This is a genomic window from Microbulbifer sp. MKSA007, from assembly GCA_032615215.1.
Lineage (GTDB): Bacteria > Pseudomonadota > Gammaproteobacteria > Pseudomonadales > Cellvibrionaceae > Microbulbifer.
In genome coordinates, this window is record CP128433.1 from 2,700,433 (window position 1) to 2,718,033 (window position 17,601).

The 17,601-nt window shown below is 44.8% G+C and carries 19 protein-coding genes; 8 read left to right on the forward strand and 11 right to left on the reverse strand.

What is annotated here, in order from left to right; all coding sequences use genetic code 11:
- Positions 1–274 precede the first annotated feature (274 nt).
- On the reverse strand, positions 275–703 hold the full coding sequence (locus QT397_14835; protein WNZ54169.1) for a hypothetical protein: 429 nt from the start codon (positions 701–703) through the stop codon (positions 275–277).
- A gap of 516 nt (positions 704–1,219) precedes the next feature.
- On the opposite strand from QT397_14835, the gene QT397_14840 reads away from it, so the two are divergent.
- Entirely contained in the window at positions 1,220–2,113 is an 894-nt protein-coding gene (locus tag QT397_14840) for an enoyl-CoA hydratase-related protein (GenBank protein WNZ54170.1), read from the forward strand.
- 239 nt (positions 2,114–2,352) lie between these two features.
- Here QT397_14840 and QT397_14845 read toward each other — a convergent pair whose 3' ends face one another.
- A complete protein-coding gene (locus QT397_14845) occupies positions 2,353–2,919 on the reverse strand; it encodes a carboxymuconolactone decarboxylase family protein (protein WNZ54171.1) in 567 nt (188 codons plus the stop codon).
- A 108-nt stretch (positions 2,920–3,027) separates the two neighbouring features.
- A complete protein-coding gene (locus QT397_14850) occupies positions 3,028–3,690 on the reverse strand; it encodes a peroxiredoxin-like family protein (GenBank protein WNZ54172.1) in 663 nt (220 codons plus the stop codon).
- A gap of 202 nt (positions 3,691–3,892) precedes the next feature.
- Here QT397_14850 and QT397_14855 point away from each other — a divergent pair, with 202 nt between their 5' ends.
- The gene (locus QT397_14855) at positions 3,893–4,786 is read left to right on the forward strand and encodes a LysR family transcriptional regulator (protein WNZ54173.1); all 894 of its coding nucleotides are present in this window, start codon (positions 3,893–3,895) and stop codon (positions 4,784–4,786) included.
- Between the two features lie 118 nt (positions 4,787–4,904).
- Here the strand turns inward: QT397_14855 and QT397_14860 are convergent, their stop codons facing one another.
- Entirely contained in the window at positions 4,905–5,801 is an 897-nt protein-coding gene (locus QT397_14860; protein ID WNZ54174.1) for a redoxin family protein, read from the reverse strand.
- 381 nt (positions 5,802–6,182) lie between these two features.
- Positions 6,183–6,998 (reverse strand): hypothetical protein, encoded by an 816-nt coding sequence (locus tag QT397_14865; GenBank protein WNZ54175.1) that lies wholly within the window; start codon positions 6,996–6,998, stop codon positions 6,183–6,185.
- A gap of 647 nt (positions 6,999–7,645) precedes the next feature.
- Here QT397_14865 and QT397_14870 point away from each other — a divergent pair.
- The 4 genes from QT397_14870 (at position 7,646) to QT397_14885 (ending at position 11,591) form a co-directional block, all read left to right on the forward strand.
- On the forward strand, positions 7,646–9,070 hold the full coding sequence (locus QT397_14870; GenBank protein ID WNZ54176.1) for a serine hydrolase: 1,425 nt from the start codon (positions 7,646–7,648) through the stop codon (positions 9,068–9,070).
- 608 nt (positions 9,071–9,678) lie between these two features.
- On the forward strand, positions 9,679–10,215 hold the full coding sequence (locus tag QT397_14875) for a hypothetical protein (GenBank protein ID WNZ54177.1): 537 nt from the start codon (positions 9,679–9,681) through the stop codon (positions 10,213–10,215).
- Positions 10,212–10,667, forward strand: coding sequence for a hypothetical protein (locus QT397_14880; protein ID WNZ54178.1), 456 nt, complete (start codon positions 10,212–10,214; stop codon positions 10,665–10,667). The genes QT397_14875 and QT397_14880 overlap by 4 nt, the downstream gene beginning before the upstream one ends.
- Before the next feature lie 537 nt (positions 10,668–11,204).
- On the forward strand, positions 11,205–11,591 hold the full coding sequence (locus QT397_14885) for a DUF427 domain-containing protein (protein WNZ54179.1): 387 nt from the start codon (positions 11,205–11,207) through the stop codon (positions 11,589–11,591).
- 76 nt (positions 11,592–11,667) lie between these two features.
- On the opposite strand, the gene QT397_14890 is transcribed toward QT397_14885, so the two are convergent.
- The 5 genes from QT397_14890 to QT397_14910 all read right to left on the reverse strand — a co-directional run bounded on the left by QT397_14890 (position 11,668) and on the right by QT397_14910 (position 14,893).
- Positions 11,668–12,192 carry a dihydrofolate reductase family protein gene (locus QT397_14890; protein WNZ54180.1) on the reverse strand — a complete coding sequence of 175 codons (525 nt, stop codon included), beginning with the start codon at positions 12,190–12,192 and terminating at the stop codon, positions 11,668–11,670.
- 191 nt (positions 12,193–12,383) lie between these two features.
- Entirely contained in the window at positions 12,384–12,866 is a 483-nt protein-coding gene (locus tag QT397_14895; GenBank protein WNZ54181.1) for a VOC family protein, read from the reverse strand.
- 230 nt (positions 12,867–13,096) lie between these two features.
- Positions 13,097–13,747 carry a dihydrofolate reductase family protein gene (locus QT397_14900; protein ID WNZ54182.1) on the reverse strand — a complete coding sequence of 217 codons (651 nt, stop codon included), beginning with the start codon at positions 13,745–13,747 and terminating at the stop codon, positions 13,097–13,099.
- Positions 13,748–13,852: 105 nt separating this feature from the next.
- Entirely contained in the window at positions 13,853–14,326 is a 474-nt protein-coding gene (locus QT397_14905) for an SRPBCC family protein (GenBank protein ID WNZ54183.1), read from the reverse strand.
- Between the two features lie 207 nt (positions 14,327–14,533).
- Positions 14,534–14,893, reverse strand: a complete 360-nt coding sequence (locus QT397_14910; protein ID WNZ54184.1) for a metalloregulator ArsR/SmtB family transcription factor — start codon at positions 14,891–14,893, stop codon at positions 14,534–14,536.
- A 288-nt stretch (positions 14,894–15,181) separates the two neighbouring features.
- Here QT397_14910 and QT397_14915 point away from each other — a divergent pair, with 288 nt between their 5' ends.
- On the forward strand, positions 15,182–15,667 hold the full coding sequence (locus QT397_14915; protein WNZ54185.1) for an SRPBCC domain-containing protein: 486 nt from the start codon (positions 15,182–15,184) through the stop codon (positions 15,665–15,667).
- A gap of 21 nt (positions 15,668–15,688) precedes the next feature.
- Here the strand turns inward: QT397_14915 and QT397_14920 are convergent, their stop codons facing one another.
- Positions 15,689–16,546 (reverse strand): urea transporter, encoded by an 858-nt coding sequence (locus QT397_14920; protein WNZ54186.1) that lies wholly within the window; start codon positions 16,544–16,546, stop codon positions 15,689–15,691.
- Between the two features lie 450 nt (positions 16,547–16,996).
- Between QT397_14920 and QT397_14925 the strand changes: the two genes are divergently transcribed.
- The gene (locus QT397_14925; protein ID WNZ54187.1) at positions 16,997–17,365 is read left to right on the forward strand and encodes an antibiotic biosynthesis monooxygenase; all 369 of its coding nucleotides are present in this window, start codon (positions 16,997–16,999) and stop codon (positions 17,363–17,365) included.
- Positions 17,366–17,601: the final 236 nt, after the last annotated feature.

Here is a 17,601-nt window from a genome sequence, read left to right on the forward strand (position 1 = left end):
CCTGACACAATTGATGGAGATCAGAAAATAGCCGTTAAAAAACGGTCAGCAATCGGGGCATCTCCAAGTTGTTAGAGATGATTAGCCTCTATATTTAATCGTATTTGGGAGTCAACACAGTTAAAAAAATTCTCCTAAATGTTTCAACTATACATATTTAGTCTTGATTTGAATCATTTCGATATTGCTAACTTTAGAGAGAACTTCATTGGAGAGGGTCAAAATATATTAATAGAGTATATTTGGCGTGTGAGGCTCACAAGGAAATGTCAAATTAAAGGGGCCATTCCTTCAGTATATCACTGGTAATATACTGGCCAGGCTCATACTTACTTAGAAATCTTTTGAAATCCATCCCAAGCTTTCCCGGCGAGGATTTGGACATCGAATCTAAGTCTTTCAGTACAAAGCCTACCTTCACAGCCCCTTCGATATTAGCTTGGTACTTAGTCAGCACGGCATTCCAGAGGAAGGAAATAGGACGAGCCCATTCTCGCAAATTGCCGCTATAAGATAAAGGTACAAACTTCCCGCTAGAGTCAAGTATCCAACCATCTTTTGCTTTTGATCGCCGATTCTCCAGAGTGACAAATGTCTGCTCGTCCAAAAAACGAGCCCCTAATGCTTTGAAGCTACTCTTTGTGTGCACTGTAATTTTTCCATTTAAAAAGCACACCACAGGAAATCTAATAACAGGACCCATTTATTATCCTCAATTAATTGCCCTTTCCAATGCACGCTTAAATTCGAATGAGCCACTTTGCCGTTGAGTCTCATGCGTTTGGGTGAGTCGTGCCATCCCTATTTCGTTATGAGCTATTTGACACTGTGTCACAGTCGATTGTCCTCTAGGTACTTTAGCGCAACACTTAATGCTTCATCAGGCTTTGTATTGATATCTGGCTGGATTTTATATACTAGCTCGTCACGTATCTAGGTTGACAACCCTATTGGCGGCGCAATAATTCCCATTCCTCAGAAATTTGTAAGGTTTCCAAGTTTGATACAGGTGCTGAATCTAATCATTGCAGGAGGAAAAGCTCAGGATTTCATTGCATTAGCAAATAAAGTTTTATTAACTGTAAAGGGTTCATTTGTACTAATTTATTGCGGTATATGTTGATAAAATATTAATCGGCACCGGGATTAAATTCTCATTTGATGTATCAGGGTGGATTTTAAATATTACTTCGACGCCACATGATAAAGGTCTTATGACATGGAATATCATCATATTAAATACGAGCAAATTGGCCCTGTAGCCATCGTTACTTTTAACCGTCCAGAGGTTAAGAACTGTATTGGTACTCGCGCTCACCGTGAGCTGGTGGATGCATTCGATCGCTTTCGTACCGATGACGGAGCTAAAGTTGCGGTAATCACCGGTGCTGGCGATTCTGCATTTTGTGCAGGGGGTGATTTGAAAAGCAATCTTGCTGCAACCGAACCCACTAATCACCCCGATCCTGACGTGGCTGTTTTATGTCCTGTAGAGCCCGCTGATATTGCCCGGCATAACCGAGGAGAAGCTCCAGGCATTATAGGCCCATCCCGCTGGACCGATATTTATAAGCCTATCATTGCGGCTGTGAACGGAATTGCTTATGCGGGTGGCTTTGAGTGGGCATGTTTTGCCGATATGCGGATTGTAGAAGAACACGCATCCTTTGGAATGACTTGTCGTCGTTGGAATATCGGCTTAGCCGATGGTGGTACTCAGCGTTTGCCGCGTATTGTTGGTATGGGACGAGCGCTGGAGTTAATCATCACGGGAAAAGTTATTAATGCTGAAGAAGCTTATCGCATTGGGTTGGCCAACGAAGTGGTGCCAAAGGGAGCCGCATTAGGTCGTGCCGTTGAGTTAGCACAGTATATCTCTACCCTTCCCCAGCCAGCGATTCACTCTGATAAAGAAGCCGCCATTCGTGGTTATGGAAAGGATCTTGATGAAGGCCTACGAATTGAGGCTGAGTGCTTTAACCGATTATTCAGCGACTCTGAATCCAGAGCAGAGCTATCCGAAGGCTTGAGACGCTTTAACGAGCGCGATCATCCTGACCGAGTACGGGGACAAGCCAAAACACCCGGCATTGTTCGTAGCGAAATGGAGTAATTGCGACAAGCCAAAAGAAGGCTGTATTTAAGAGAATATATTGTTTAGGGGCTTAGATACCACGAATATATCTCGGACAATGTAGTAGAGGCCCATAGTGGCTATATGGGCCTAGCTATTTTGGTGAATCAGTGGGGTTCTTATCGTCACTTTTATGATCTGGACAGCCGCCCTCTTCCCAAGGCCCAGTTTTTATTAGACGCATGAATCGGATACATGTTGTTTATTTGCTGTTACGCTCAACCATTCGAATCCATATTCTTACTCCAAGCCATTGGCAAAAACGCATCATCGAGACTGACATTCAGATTGTGGGTAGAGTAATTCGAGAGTACTTTTAGGCTAGTTCCAACTATCACCTCTAGAACCGTCTCTTTCGTATAACCTGCTGCAAGAAACGCCTCAACTTCCTCTTCTGTAGCCCATCCACGTTTCTCATTGATAATGACACTGAATGCTCGGAGTGCTTCGAGTTTAGGGTCATCGAGTGTTTTACCGCTACGCAGAGCCTTGATTACATTTTCATCTACACCGGCCATTTTGCAAACGGCGGTATGCGCAGCCATGCAGTAGGTGCAACCGTTTAGACGGCTGTTTGTCATCAGGATTATCTCTCGCTCCGTTTCGCTCAAGCGAGATTTATCGAATAATCCCATAAGTGTTAGGTAGCTCTCTACCATTACAGGTGATTCGGCCATGGTTGCCATTAGATTGGGTACAAATCCCATTTTCTTTTTAGCGGCTTCTAGAGTGGGCTTAGAGGCTTCTGGTGCTGTTTCAATTGTGTAACGTGTAAAATTGACCATGAGTCTTACCATATAAGTTGGGTTTTACGGTGCTCGATATCGATTTACATTGAGTGCTTCCACCTCTTTGGCGCTAGTCAGCGCTAAAGAGGTGGAGGTGTTTACATACTATGCAGTTGTAGACTGACTGAGCTTTTCAAGTACGGGAAATAAGTCGCTGGGTTCGGGGCGACGTGTATAGTCAGGATTCACCTCCGCATATGCGATTGTTCCATCGGTATCTATGACATATCTTGCAGGCATAGGTAAGTTCCACGCGCCGTCACGATGGATGGTCGGGAGTTCGACTTTGAACACCTTGTGGAACTCAATTACATAAGGTTGTAATGTCCAGCGGATACCAAACTCTTCAGCAAGCTTTCCACTTTGATCAGTCAGAATTGGGAAGCTTAGCTTGTTATCTCTCTGGGATTTGCGGCTTTCAGCGGGCCCTTGCATGGAAATAGCAACCAGGGTTGCGCCACGCGCTTTGATCTCTGCAGCAACTTCTTCTAACGCTTGCAGCTCAATATTGCAGTACGGGCACCACACGCCTCGATAGAACGTTAGAATAACGGGCCCTTTGGCAAGGAGTTCTTCCAGGACAAGGTCGTTACCTTCTGAATCTGGCAATGTAAAGTATGGGACTTTCTCCCCTACTTTAATCGAACGTTCAACTTGGCCACTAGCAGCCAATTCCCTGGATGATCTGGCAAAGGCTTCAAATGCTCCTTCCGGGGCCTGTTGTTTAAATACTTCTTTGAAAGCATCTAGTTTGTCTTGAAGAGACATAACCTATTCCTCTAATGGTTTAAAGTTTGGAAGCGCGAGCTTTGGGTAAGCCTTCGATGGGCCAAGAGGCGACGTGCTTAACTCTCCAATTGGCCTTTATGCAGGTACTTACGCCAAACCACTATTGGGAAGATTAGTTACTTTGATTTGCGCTATAAACATGCTATTTTGAAACTCATTGTATCCATTAGGGACACAATCTGTGTTTCAACAAGCCCATTTGAACGAAATAGTCGTATTTATTGCCGTAGCCGAACACGGAAGCTTTACAAAGGCGGCGGCATCATTGAACTCAACCAAATCAGGCGCTGGTAAGGCAGTTAAGAAGCTTGAGGAGGAGTTGGGTCTTAAGCTATTCAACAGAACCACACGAAGTATCAGGCTGACAGAAGAAGGCAAAATATTTCTAGATGCCGCAAAACATGCGTTAGAAACAATCAATGAGGCCAGGCTTTTACTGCATGCCAGGAAGGATGAGCCTGCCGGACGATTGCGTATCAATTTGCCAATAGGCATAGGCCGAAATATTGTCAGTGCTTTAAAGGGGTTCACGCAGTTGCATCCCAAGGTTACGGTCGAGGTCTCTCTTTCAGATAGCCTGGAGGACGCTATTAAAGGTGAATGGGATGTCGTTGTTAGAATTGGCGAACTAGAGGATAGCTCTTTTATCGCAAAAACATTATGCGGATCTAGACGTATTTTGTGTGCTTCGCCTGAATACCTTTCCCAGAAAGGTAAACCTAAGAATTTGGAGGAGCTGAGAGAGCATGATGCTCTTGTTTTCAGAGCGCCTACAGGAAAAGTAAGAGCCTGGTCATTTCGAGAAAATGATGACTCAATTACTGAATTCTCCCCTTCCCCGCTGGCAATTTTTAGAGATGGACGAACACTGATAGATGCAGTAGTCGCTGGTATGGGTATTGCTCAGGTATATGATACTGCTCTCGGTTCTTCTATTCAGACTGGCGAAGTTATTGAGTTGTTTCCTGAGAAAGTAGTACCCGGTCCACCGGTTAGTGCACTGATTCCCAGTGGTAGAGCGATGCCTGCGAAAACGAGAGTTTTTATCGATTTTCTACAAAGCGTGCTGGATTAGGATTTAGGGTGTCAGGTGAAATCGCAAAATAATTTCACCAAGAGAACCCCCTCTCTAGTTCTAGAAAGGGGGAGATTGGTAGACGAAAACCTTCTGCTTGCTAAGTTTAGGTCTTTCGCTAAGCAATACTTTTAAAGGTTGGTTTGTCCTTTTCTAGCTGTGGTGCTGAGTCAGCAAAAACATGCAGGAAAGTCGTAGGATTTGGACGTCTGCGATAATTGTCGGTCTCATCCCCGAATAGAACTTTGCCACCTTCATCCAGTGCTATCACCGTGGCCATAACGGTATCCTTAGGGTACCCAGGCATTCCTGCAGGGGAACCGCCAATGTCTTCAATGCCTAAGGCTTTAGCACCCATTAGGTTGTCATCTTGAAGAATTTCAAAATGACCAGGCAGGTCAAGCTTGTCGGCTAACTTCCTTGAGTTGTCGTAGCCTTGGTTAGAGATAAACTTTACCTTCACATCATATTGCTTAAGTGTCTCAGCATACTTCTTCACTTCTTTTAATTGGTTCATACAAAATGGGCACCAGTTGGCTCTAAAGAACACTAATAGTGTTTTAGATTCGTCAAAAGAGGTGGAAGACACACTTGTTTTATCTAATCGATTAAAGTTCATTTCAGGCAGTTTTTGGCCTTTTGATATAGCTTTACTCTTTTTACGGTTGTAGACGGAGAATGACCAGATATACCAGTGAAGGGATATGAAGCCCAGGGCAGCAGCTGCAATAGGAATGTACTGAGGCAAGGATATTGGAGCCTGGTTCGAATAAGTTGAATAAGCAACCAGTGCAACTCCTATAAAGTTAACGGCTTGAATAACTGGTAATCTTTCTGACGTTCTTGAAATGCTGAACACATTTGTTAAGACCATCAAGAAAAATGGTAAAGGCAGGGTCGCTAAAAGCGCGCCGACCCAAACCGGATTGCCACCAGATATATAGACCATGATGCCGGACCCTACTCCGCCAAGCATGTTTAATAGAATCATTGGTAAAATAAGTTTTGCTTTCATTTCAAGCTCCTGAAGCGTTGGGTTAATGTCCAAAACTTGCGATCTATCCTAGTACATCACATTGACTCAATAATCAGTTCGAATAGAGAAACAATGTTGCGAAAACGGATACAATTGAATTTATTTTATCGATCTATTAGTTGTGGCTGGCATGAGTAACTTACACTCAGTTCTAGCAGGAATTTAGTATTTCTTAACAAATAAAGGAGCTAGTAAGCTGGAAGAAGGTGTAAAGATGTAGACAAGATCAGACCATGATCTGACAGTTCGTCTTGAATAAGAAGGGTTTACCGGTTTTGATGAAAGTGCCTAAACCTAAAAGCAAAACTAAGGATAAACCCCATGATCCATACTAATGATCGCATCATCAAACATTAACTGCTAGGTGATTTCGATTGCAATACCACTCCAAACGTAACTATGCCTTCCAGCGTTTTGATGGCGCAACGTTCGCCATCCAATATCAGCCCTCCAAACTGGTTGATCTTCATTCGGGTTATAATATTTGACTGTGGTCCCATCCTTGGCAACCAGGATATTATGGAAACCCATTTCATGAGCAGACCCAGGGGAAGGGCCTCGAAACATCATAAAAGCGCAATTGTAATAGGTGTCGGTAAGCAAGTTCCTCGGCATTCCCCCATTACTAGCTGGCTGTATGAGATTTGTAAACAACGCATTATAATCAACTCTATTGCCCGGCTGCGCGAATTGAAGGCACATGTCTTTCTGGGTCGCGTCATATAAAATCCGACCGGTACGCCCAGGGCACTGGGTATTCACATAGTTTCGCACACGCATCGGTGAACTATTGTTGGCCGCCACTAAGGGATGGTCGGCACCGTTTGGCATCGGAGGTAGGTCCCCATTCTGCCATTTGATAGCGCGCCACAGAGTGTCTTCCACAAAACTCTGTGGCCTTGGCGCACGGAGATCAAATCCTGACACTGCGATCTCGGTACAGTGAGCGGCGCAAGAATTACCGTTCTGACTCGGTAAAGTTTTAAGATTCAACATCAAAATTTCCTTTTTCGTTGTGCTTGACAGTGAGAGTAGTGAGTCCAATGTACCAATTTGATAGGCAGTAATATATAAAATGGAGTGAAAAATAAGATTACGAGTTATTACGTAACCAGCAGTAAAACCGCGTACTTCCCTTTCCTGATTTAAGGGCCATTTTTTCAATGCCACTTTCAAAGGACTTCGAGACTGAAGCAGCTCTGTCTGAGTAGCAACACAGAGATATAAATTCTTAAATCAATCGCTATAGCAGTTCTACGGTCGTTAGTAACCATAGAAATTTTATTAAAAAAAGGATAATGTTTTTAATCAGCGTTTTATCCTCCACATCCTTGGCATAATCGTATAAATTTAATAATGCCGTTAGGAAGGGCTATAGATGTTTGGTGTGGCCTCATACACTCCAAACTATTTTTTTATTTATAGATAACGCAGAAGACGGGCCCTTAACTTTTCGGGCCATCCTAATCTTCCATCTACGACAGTTACCAGCTGGAGAATAGCCTCATAAGGACGAGGTTTTCAGGAGTGTAAACTCGCTTTACTAGTGTAAAAAGCTCGGTTATCCCCTGAGCCTCTTTATTCAGCATCACAGGTTATTGGCAGTAGATCTTTTTGAGAATCTAACTGTTCTAACTTTACTGGTTGCTCCACCAGCTCCACCAGCTCCATAGTTCTGCTTATCCTCCATTAGGCTCCGTTTGCCCTAAATGCGTTTATCTCTGTTAGTGATCAGCGTATCTATCACAGGAACTTATATGCCTTTCTGATAGTCAAATTTTGCCAACTGAATTCTGGAAAGTTATTGATAGGTTCTGATTGCCATGGAACGACGTGATTTCACAAAATTATTTCTTGGAGCTACCTCTATATTTGCTGTCCCTCGACCACTCATCGCTTTAGATGCTTTATCAAGTCAACCGGTGAATGATGATGATGATTTTCAACGTCTCATTCGCCATCGTATTCTTAAGCAACACGCGGCACATGCAGCAGTTGCAGGTACCCTAAATTTTTCTGATCGTAAAATTTTTACTGTCCGAGTGCCTGAAGCCAAGGATACTTATCAACTAGGGGACGATACGATTTTTGAAATTGCGTCGTTAACTAAGATATTTACGGCCTTGCTATTGGCTGTTGAAGTTGTACATAAGAGAGTGCAACTCGATGATCCTCTCCAGGATTACGTACCAGCCGGTGTAAAAGCTCCAACTTTTGAAGGGCAACAAATCACTCTCGCCGACCTGGCTACCCATGCTGCCTCTCTTCCTCTAAGACCAAATAATCTTGCTGCATCGGCGCCCGATGCGCCCAATAAGTACGCTGGTTACTCCTTTGAGCAGCTCTATAGTGGCTTGCCAAGCTATCATCTGAAAGCTAGCCCGGGTACTCAATTCAGCTATTCAAACCTGGCTTTTGGGCTCTTAGGTCAAGGACTTGCTTTGAAGGAAGGCCGCTCTTTTGCAACGATATTGCGAGAGCGTGTGACGGGACCTTTAGGGCTAAGTGATACCACTTTAGAGGATGATCCCAAGAAGTCTGCTCGGCGAGCTCAAGGCCATGACTTCTATCTCAGCCCGATCGGCCCAACAAGCGATGGGGTGCTCTCGCCGGCTGGCGGTTTACGATCTACAGCCAGCGATCTCCTCACACTTCTAGACTTGTTTATCAACGGTCGAGGCCCTAAGGATTTGGTTGCAGCATCGCGACTAATGCTGTCAATTGATAGGCCGGGAGGCAGTGATATCACTCGTATGGCCCTGGGTTGGCGCAGGACAACCACCAATGGAGAGACTTACTATTGGTCCAATGGCAGCAGTGACGGATCGCGTACATTTATGGGTTTTAACCCAGTGCGGAGAGCGGGTGTTGTTGCCTTGGCAGATACTGCCAGCGGTGAAGGGCTGGATGATATTGGTCATCACTTCTTGAACCCCGAGCAGACAGTATCTACTAAGGTTGTCCCTGTCCCAGACTTCATCACTTTACCAGAGGAGGTGCTTTTGAGAGGTGTCGGGCGCTATGGGCACGGAACAGATGATATTGTCGAAATCAGCCGCGGCTATACAGGTCTTATAGTTTCAGCGGAATATGGAGAATTCGTAATTCGACCGCAATCGTCCACAATCTATGCATCGAAGATGGTTCCAGGGTTGACTATAGAGTTTGAGGAGGGCGATACGAGCCCTGCCCGCTCGTTTATTCTTCGTCAAGGTGGAAAAGCTTATTCCTATAAGCGACTGCCCTAGTTTGAATGGTCAGTTAGTTACTACTGGGGTGGAAGGAAAGAATACATCGCACTCGAGACACGCTGAGAATACATCCTTGTAAGCTCCTAATCGGCACCCATGCCTCATAGGGTCCGAAGCGCGGTGTATCTTTCCTTCTCCCTTTTTAGTAAGTGCAGCCTAGGGGAATATTGGACGAAACAGTTTAACTTATTGATAAATTGAGATTTTTTATGTCAGTTAGATCATTGCTGCAAATTGATTTATCAATACCACATCTTAATTGGGCTGGATTAGGCAGGGTTTCGTAGTGGCCGACGTTCAGTAATTACTAGCCCAGTTAAAAATCAGTAAAAATCAGTTAAAGTGACTCAAAATACTGCGAACTGCCTCAATCCCTCCGCAATATTAATCTATGAGTAATTTCCAGAAGAATTATTGCAAGACACATTAGGAAATTTTAATCCGAGGTGGATTGTTAAGAAGTGCTATTCCTGAATGATTTCAAGAATATTAATGTACAGTCGTGCTAAGTAATATTATATATTCTATTTTGCTCTGGTTTGGCATCAGAGCAGAAACAGTGGATTCCATCGCTGAAAGTAGCAGGAAAAGGCAGGAGAATAATTATGACAAAAATAGTGAGCCGCAGTATCAACCGGGAAGTGAGTTTTACCGTGTTGGTAGAGGATAATTCGCCGATACTTTTTCAAACGAAGGTCAAAAAATCACTCGAAAACTGGCTGGATGAAGCACAGACTATCTTAAAACGAGCGATAGATATGTGCACTGTAGCGATTACATACCCTGATAAGGTTCCTGATAAGTTTAAAAATTTAGTCTCCTACTACTTCGGCCTTCCTATGGATTGCCCGCCACAAAGATATTCAAATTGTGTAAATGCGATACTTCAAAAACTCAGTAAAACCCAGATAGGCTTGAGTGGTGATGTGGAGTGTGCGGATGTAAAAATGATGCCCACCTTGTGTAAGGTTCAATGCTCTACCATATCGACGATAGGATATCCATTTGGTATTGAGGACCCTTCGAAAAATGCGGCCGGGTTTGTGTTTGTGCCCTTTACGGAAAGTTGGGGCAGATCAATTTCAAACTTCTGTAAGTTGTCATGGGCTGGTGGAGGGCAACTTAAGGGGGGAGCTTTATGAAGCCCAATCAAAACCCTATCTGCTTGAGTTTTAGTAAAATTTGGGAGAAAGGTGAGGTATTCTGCATTGTTACTCTGATCCATGAAGGAACACATAAATATGCGCAAACCGTGGATCATAAATATTTCAATGATGAAGGCATCGCGGATAAATTGGATAAAGCTATTAGTGAAGGTGGCGCTATATGGATGAAGTTCCATCAGGACAGTGGTAAAACCCATGAACAAGCATTCAAGCTTGTTGTACAGCAGGCATTCAATCAGTTACGCGGACAAGATGCAGCGGCAACTCTTATGGCAGAGCTCACTGAGGTGAAAGCGGTGGAAAATGCGGACTCAGTGGCATGGTTTGCGTATGACGTAGCACAATTACCCTCTGAGCAGGAAGTTGGGAGAGTTATAACAGGAATGGTAGGTAAACGAAAAGTACACCCAAGCCTACTTAATCATTAAAGGAAAACCCAGGGGGCAGTCGAATTAATAGAGACGATTACGTTTCCTGCAATTTGGGGTCCTATCCCGAAATCAGAGAACTGTCCCCGGGACCCAAGGGTTTCTATGTTTGGGGTGTAGATGCTCTGGCAAGTCCGTGATTGGTGAAGGATTGGTTGATATTGGTCACCACTTCCCGTACGCCGAGTACACGGTAACAATTTACACTGTTACTACCTAGGATTTTATCGCTGGAATTGGAGAGGTACTTTAGGGAGTTGGCTAACGCGTGCGATGCAGTTGTTACCATCAAAATCAGTCGTGACCATGCCAACCCTATTGTTTCAACGGGATTTGGAAAGTTCGTAATTCGGCGGCAATCGTCCACAATTTATGCATCGAAGGTCGTATCAGCGCTAACTATTGAGGCCAAGTGAGGGGACATGAAGGCTCGCTGTTCGCTTACTCTTATAAGTGTGTATCTCTATTTGGATAAATGCGGCCCGCTAATCGCTAATACCTTGAAAGGAAAGATCAATGCTCTATCCAGAAGTTACGATGTCTAGTAACACAATCCACAACCCGAAAGAACCCCGACACCTTATGCGCGCCAAGATTGTGCCTAGGACAGTGCGTGTGCGTCGTGGTGGCAAGGTGATTGCCGAGAGTAGTAATGCTTTGAGAGTTACAGAACTCGCAAAAGATATGCTCGACCCCGTATTCTATTTCCCAAAAGAAGATGTTCTTGCTCCCCTCTCCCTTATAGAGGGAAAGACAAGCTATTGCCCACTGAAAGGCGATGCCAGCTACTTCTCAATCGATGATAGCGGAGAGGCTATTGCATGGGCCTATGAAGCTGCTTTTGACTTTGCCGGGGTGATCAACGGGCGTATTGCCTTTTATCCGGATCAAGTGGCAATCGAAGAAGTTGGAACTTCATCATGACCCTCTTCCCATAGACTCTTTTAGGTTAATGATACAAACCATGCCTAGAACCTGGTTGCAATAACACTCCGCCCTTTTATAGGCACTTGTAGCGAAGGACCACTCCGCCCATTTCAAGGGTATCTGCCCGCATCAGCTCAAAATTTTTCTGGATGCCGTCAGGCTTGAAGAGAGGTGAACCAGCTCCAAGTACGATAGGTGCTAGGCATATCCGGTACTCGTCTACTAGACCCTCTCTGAGCAGAGTAGCTACAAGATTCGAACTACCAAATACGAAGATATCCCTCTTCCCGGTCTCTTTTTTCAGCGCGCGAACATGTTCGGCCGCCTCGCCTTTCAGTAGACGAGTATTTGACCAATTGGCGGTTTCTAGCGTGCGAGAGATGACGGCTTTTTCAAGCGAGTTCATCATGTCCGCAATCGCCCCAGTTTCGTTTTGCCAATAATCGGCCATCCCTTTATAGGTGCGACATCCGAATAGCAAGGTGCCGATTTCATCACCCTGTCGAAGAGAGAAGGCTTCTAATTCGTCGCCCCACACTGTTGCGTGATGGTCCAATGACCACGGAGCGGTACCTTCAAAGCAGCCGTCCAACGACATCACATTCCAAACCACTAACCGTCTCACAATCTGATCCTCATGTATTTGTCTCTTGTATTGTCTGTTGGGACTGAGCTTGATGAGGGCAGTGTCACTCAGCTTGTTAAGGCCTTGCGCTAGTAGCTCTGGGCTTCCGAGGCGGTTTGGCCATGCGTAGTTCAAATATTCTTTCGCGATATCTATCTGTTACTTCAAACCGAATTTGTCGCAGCTTGAATTGTCGCAATATCGATCTTTCTCATGGTCATCATCGCGGTAAAGGCGCGTTTTGCCTTGTTACGGTCGGGGTTCGTTGTAAGATCGAGTAACAGTTTTGGCGTAATTTGCCACGAATGGCCCCAGCGATCCTTACACCAACCGCAGGCGCTCTCTTGCCCACCGTTATCCACAATCGCATTCCAGTAACGGTCAGTTTCTTCCTGGTTTTCGGTAATAACCATAAAACTGACCGATTCATTCGGAGTAAAATTTGGGCCGCCATTCAGTCCTATAAACTTGCGCCCGAGGACAGTCAATTCAACAGTTAGCTCACTGCCCTCATGGCCGCCGGGGTAGTCAGCGGCAGCCGTATTAACACGGTCGACATGACTGTTGGGAAAAGTTGCTGCGTAGAATTCCGCCGCTTTCTTTGCTTCGCCGTAGTCGAACCAAAGACAGGTAACGAGTTCTGTCATTTTGATATCTCCTTGGGATTTAAACGGGTCGAATACTTACTCTGCTGAAAGGCTCTGGCATTGATAGTTATGTCGGGACATCTGGTGGGCGTTCCAGATCTGATCTTACTGCTGAGCGTATCGGCATAATGTGCGCAGCTTTCCTTGAATACCAAGTCAGTGATGGGCTCCATAACTTTCGAGTTCCTATCTCTGCTTATCTATCCCAAATTGCGCTTAGACTGCCGGCCCTACTCTCGTTGCAGGGAGAAATCGCCAGTCGTGATACTTCCGCCTCGAACATAGGTCACACAAATTACACCGCTATTTGTCGTTATGGCTTGCTGTACATGGAACGCTGTAGGGATCACACCTGAACCGAAAAGATGTTTCCCGTTACCCAGGACCAAAGGAAAAAGCAGTAATTTAAACTGATCAATTAAGTCCGCTTTGAGTAGAGTTTGAATAAAGTCAGCACTGCCTGGAACCAACAAATCAGGGCCATTGCTAGCCTTGATTGCACGAAGCCTCGAGATTGGGTCATTCCCCAGCCACTCGCTGCCTTCCCAAGTAAACTCAGGTTTCGTGCGAGAAGCCACGTATCGTGTTGTACCGTCGATTTTTTTGGCCAGCTGGATTTCACTTTCATCAACACCCTCAGGCGGAGGGTCAGCAGCAACTTTTGGCCAATGCGCAGCGAAAATATTGTGAGTCCGATGGCCAAGTAGTAACTCAAATGGCGCTGCGAACACATTGCCCATGAATTCACCAACACCTTCATCAAAATAGGAAGCTACCCATCCACCAAGCTCAAAGCCCCCTGAAGAGTCCTCTTCCGGGCCGCCAGGGGCCTGCATCACACCATCCAGGCTAATAAACGTGTTTACAATTATTTTTCGCACAAGTTCTTCCCTGTTGGTTCTATTGGTCCAAATGATGCTGCGGGTTGTACTTGGACTGTTACTCAATGGCTATTGAAGCCCGAAGAGAAACAATATTGCCTTTCTCTATTCGGCTTCTACTTTTCTTGCTTCCAAGTATGCAGTCAGATTAGAAAGAGCGCGCTGCCATCCATTGCGAGTTCCCTCGATAATTCCCGAGCCGGCCAGGGAGGCGATTTGTATCGTTACCTTGAGTTCTGTCACTCTTTCACTTTTGCCGATCTCCACGCTAATCAAAGAGATACTCAGTGGAGAGCCATCCGTAGTTACACGTTCGGTGAACAGCAGCCGATGTGGCTTTCTGATTTCGTAATAGTGTGTTTCAACCCGGAATCGCAGATCATTACTTTGACCGCATCGATGTACGTCAATGCCTCCTTCGCGAAAGTCATTTTCGAGAAATTCGATTGTTTCATCTTCTGAGGGAGGCCCCCATATAGAGCGGGCTTGCGGGTCTTCCCATGCGGAAAATACCCACTCTCTCGGTGCTTTGATCCTTCTACTGATCGATATGGTGTCGTGGGATAAATCTTGGCTCATGCGAATCCCTCTGCGATGTTTGCAAAGCGTGAACAGCCCGAGTGCAAAAAATAACGATAGTTAGCTTTTTGGATAACTATAGTTAACAGTAATTGTTAGGTCAATGGATAACCGGCGAATGGCTCCGTGCAGTTAAAACTTCAACTCTAGGCGGGATGGAGGTCGAGAAATTGGCTTATGCCTATGGGATCCGTATTGTTGGGGCATCTACCCCTTTTGTACTAAGTCATCCTGCTCTTCTGCATCGAGCGTTTCGACATAGCTCGCCATCCGAGCCATCCTGCCTTCCCACATGGCCGTTTGTGTATTGATCCATTTTTGTGCCGCTGTCAGTTGCTTGGGTTTTATCTCACAGGTTCGCACGCGACCGGTTTTCTTGGAGCGAATCAAGCCTGCATCCTCCAGAACACCAATATGCTTCATGAACGAAGGGAGTGCCATCTCAAATGGTTCTGCGAGCTCGGTGACCGACGCTGGTCCGCTTATCAAATGCTGAATGACAGCGCGTCGTGTTGGATCAGCCAGAGCTTGGAAAACAGTATTCAGGTTGTCGTGATTTTCTTCCATCTGAATAAGTATATCGGTGAAATATTGTTAGGCAATGGCTGCCGGGTGTAGCTACGTATTAAAAGCAACTTAAGGTTACTCGGAAACCGCTTGTTCAGTCATTCGATTAGCCTTGCCACCTCAACGATAATAGATATGCTTCAGATGGTCTCCAAGCGCTAGTTCTGGTCCCTACTTTGATCATAGAAGCCGCTGGGGTTGATTGAATGGTGTTGGACAACAGTAATAAACTGTTTCAGTGTTGACAGACCACGGGAAACCACTTACTTAAAAGAATAAGGTGCAACAGTGATCGATTTTATTTATCAAAAGGATGTTCGAACTGAACCGATCTCTTATACAGTCCGGGCAATGCCAGAGACGGTCTTTGATGCCTGGATCATACCCAACATGGTTGAAAAATGGTGGGGACCTGACGATTTCACGACACGTGTACTCAACCTCACTGCCAAGGTTGGTGGGTGCTTTGCTTTTGAGATGACTGCTCCAAACGGCAGTTCCTGCGTTATGTCTGGTGTGTATCACAGCGTTGACAGGCCGAAGCGATTAGTTTTTGAAGTCCACGAGCATTGCAATCTTAATCTGCCAAACAACACCGAGCCGCAAGAAAATGCATCTTTGGTTGAAGTTGCATTCAGGGGCTCTGAGCTTGGTACCATCGTTACTCTGACACATACGCTTCTCAACACTGACTACGCAAAACTGGCAAAAGTCAGTTGGACTCAATCAATTCGTCAAATGGAAGCTGTACTTACCGAATCTTTCACGAGCTAGTGTTTTCTCTAATGGGCTGGATTAATGAGTTAATGTAAGTTTTCTTTGGATCAACAATATAATCCAGCTAGCGATAACAAATGGTGCGGTCAATACAATAATATTAGCGCTCATAAAAGCCATTGCGATTGGAACGGTTAATATGCTCCCTGCAATTGGGGCTAGCCATCGCTTACGACCATTTGATAATGCAATAGCGCTCAAAGGTGCATTGTAACCGAAGAGCCCAGCAAGAATTAATGTGGGTGATAAGGCCAGGAGCATGGCCAGTGATGTGGCCAGCATTCCACCAATAATACTCCAAAGCGCATGAGATTTATTCGAGATAAAAATCCCAATTAAAAAACAAATACCTGTAATGGCATTGTTCTGAAAAATGATTTGACCAATACCTTCGAATATCCCCCAGGTTGAGGTGTTTTCGTTAACGAATGCTACAGTTGGCGCTAGATCTAGTGCTGGAGCCAATATCCATATAGCCCATATCACCAGAATGTAGGGTGCAGTATAAGGCGGAAGGATAAAATGAAGCAGCATAAAGCGCATGATTATGACTGCTAAAGCACTTCCACCGACAATCAATAAAAAAGTCATTAGGGATGGAGCATATAATAAGAATATGACTACACCGATCAAAGCTCCATTGTACCCAAATAGTCCATCCTCAATTTGTTTCACGGGATAATTAAAAATATTTGCACAGGCAGTTGAGGTGATAACCCCAATTGCGACCCCTATAGCCATGGTAATAGAGTTAACTGTTACTCCGAGTATGAATAGAAAGCCACTCAAGGCGTTTCTTTGTAGGATGACCTGGCTAATTCCTCTGAAGAGACTGACAAGACAATTTCCGAGTTTTGTAGTTATTGGCTTTATCATAGTATCTCTATTACAGCCTTAATTCGAATTAGTTAGTGTGGCTGCCAGATTTTGAGCCGAGTGAAATTAGAATATATTCTGTATGAGATTAGCAAAGGGGTTATCCATTATCTTTCTTAACCTGAATAAGTTGTAATAGACCCTGCCCGCTCACTTATTCACGGCCATAAATATACTATTAACTTTAGGTTATCCAGGATAAGCCATGGGCAATACACAGTTACCAGGTATGCGGATCTTTTTTGATATATTGTAGTGCTACTTAGTTGACTGTCACGTTCTGACCAGAGACCCGTCTGCCTTAGCTTATTAGAGTTTCTTCATACCTGTGATTGAATGTGCTTCCCCAAAAACCATCTACAATTCAACACACCACTTAAGCGCCGTGGGTAATACATTAACTTCCGGTGTATATGGTTAAACGATACTTTCGGTAGTGAGGTAGCAAGCATGTTTAACAACGTAGGTTGGATTATCGAGGGAAAGATAAGAAAGGGACATGAAGCGGAGTTCAAAGCTGTTGTGAATGAGATGGTCGCAGCAACTAAGAAAGAAGGTGGAACCCTGAACTACCAGTATTACGTAACCGATGATGGAAACGTGCTTATTTACGAGCATTTCAAGGATTCCAAATCTGCTCATAAGCATATTGACTCGTGGGACAACTTTGCCGATCGTTGGATAGCTGCTGCTGAACCGACTCGCTTAGTCCACCTGGGAGATATGCCACAAGATCTTCGGGAGCGTCACTCAGGCCTGCAATCAACTCTATACCACCCTTACGCTGGATTTGAACGTTCAGGTGGTAAGGCTCACTAACCTTTAAGCGAAGAAAGTAAAGGTGTAAGACTTTCACCAGTTGAGTTGATTACTACATGTTTCAAGACAACTGGTGAAGGTTGGGTACCCTTTCATTTATAAAAAGTTACTCCAGCAGCTTCATGGAATCCCATATTTCTCAGCCAATCGATCGATTTCTGCTTGTGATCTGGAATTATCTGGACACTTCACACCAAACCATGGGTTTAGATCACTGTCTGTATTTGTAGCAGGTA

Bases quoted from the DNA above. Each gene is read 5' to 3' on its own strand.
- QT397_14885 (WNZ54179.1), top strand. From the start codon at position 11,205: ATGTCTAGTAACACAATCCACAACCCGAAAGAACCCCGACACCTTATG.
- QT397_14860 (WNZ54174.1), bottom strand. From the start codon at position 5,801: ATGAAAGCAAAACTTATTTTACCAATGATTCTATTAAACATGCTTGGC.
- QT397_14835 (WNZ54169.1), bottom strand. From the start codon at position 703: ATGGGTCCTGTTATTAGATTTCCTGTGGTGTGCTTTTTAAATGGAAAA.
- QT397_14910 (WNZ54184.1), bottom strand. From the start codon at position 14,893: ATGGAAGAAAATCACGACAACCTGAATACTGTTTTCCAAGCTCTGGCT.
- QT397_14880 (WNZ54178.1), top strand. From the start codon at position 10,212: ATGAAGCCCAATCAAAACCCTATCTGCTTGAGTTTTAGTAAAATTTGG.
- QT397_14895 (WNZ54181.1), bottom strand. From the start codon at position 12,866: ATGACAGAACTCGTTACCTGTCTTTGGTTCGACTACGGCGAAGCAAAG.
- QT397_14870 (WNZ54176.1), top strand. From the start codon at position 7,646: ATGGAACGACGTGATTTCACAAAATTATTTCTTGGAGCTACCTCTATA.
- QT397_14920 (WNZ54186.1), bottom strand. From the start codon at position 16,546: ATGATAAAGCCAATAACTACAAAACTCGGAAATTGTCTTGTCAGTCTC.
- QT397_14850 (WNZ54172.1), bottom strand. From the start codon at position 3,690: ATGTCTCTTCAAGACAAACTAGATGCTTTCAAAGAAGTATTTAAACAA.
- QT397_14875 (WNZ54177.1), top strand. From the start codon at position 9,679: ATGACAAAAATAGTGAGCCGCAGTATCAACCGGGAAGTGAGTTTTACC.
- QT397_14845 (WNZ54171.1), bottom strand. From the start codon at position 2,919: ATGGTCAATTTTACACGTTACACAATTGAAACAGCACCAGAAGCCTCT.
- QT397_14925 (WNZ54187.1), top strand. From the start codon at position 16,997: ATGTTTAACAACGTAGGTTGGATTATCGAGGGAAAGATAAGAAAGGGA.
- QT397_14840 (WNZ54170.1), top strand. From the start codon at position 1,220: ATGGAATATCATCATATTAAATACGAGCAAATTGGCCCTGTAGCCATC.
- QT397_14890 (WNZ54180.1), bottom strand. From the start codon at position 12,192: ATGTCGTTGGACGGCTGCTTTGAAGGTACCGCTCCGTGGTCATTGGAC.
- QT397_14905 (WNZ54183.1), bottom strand. From the start codon at position 14,326: ATGAGCCAAGATTTATCCCACGACACCATATCGATCAGTAGAAGGATC.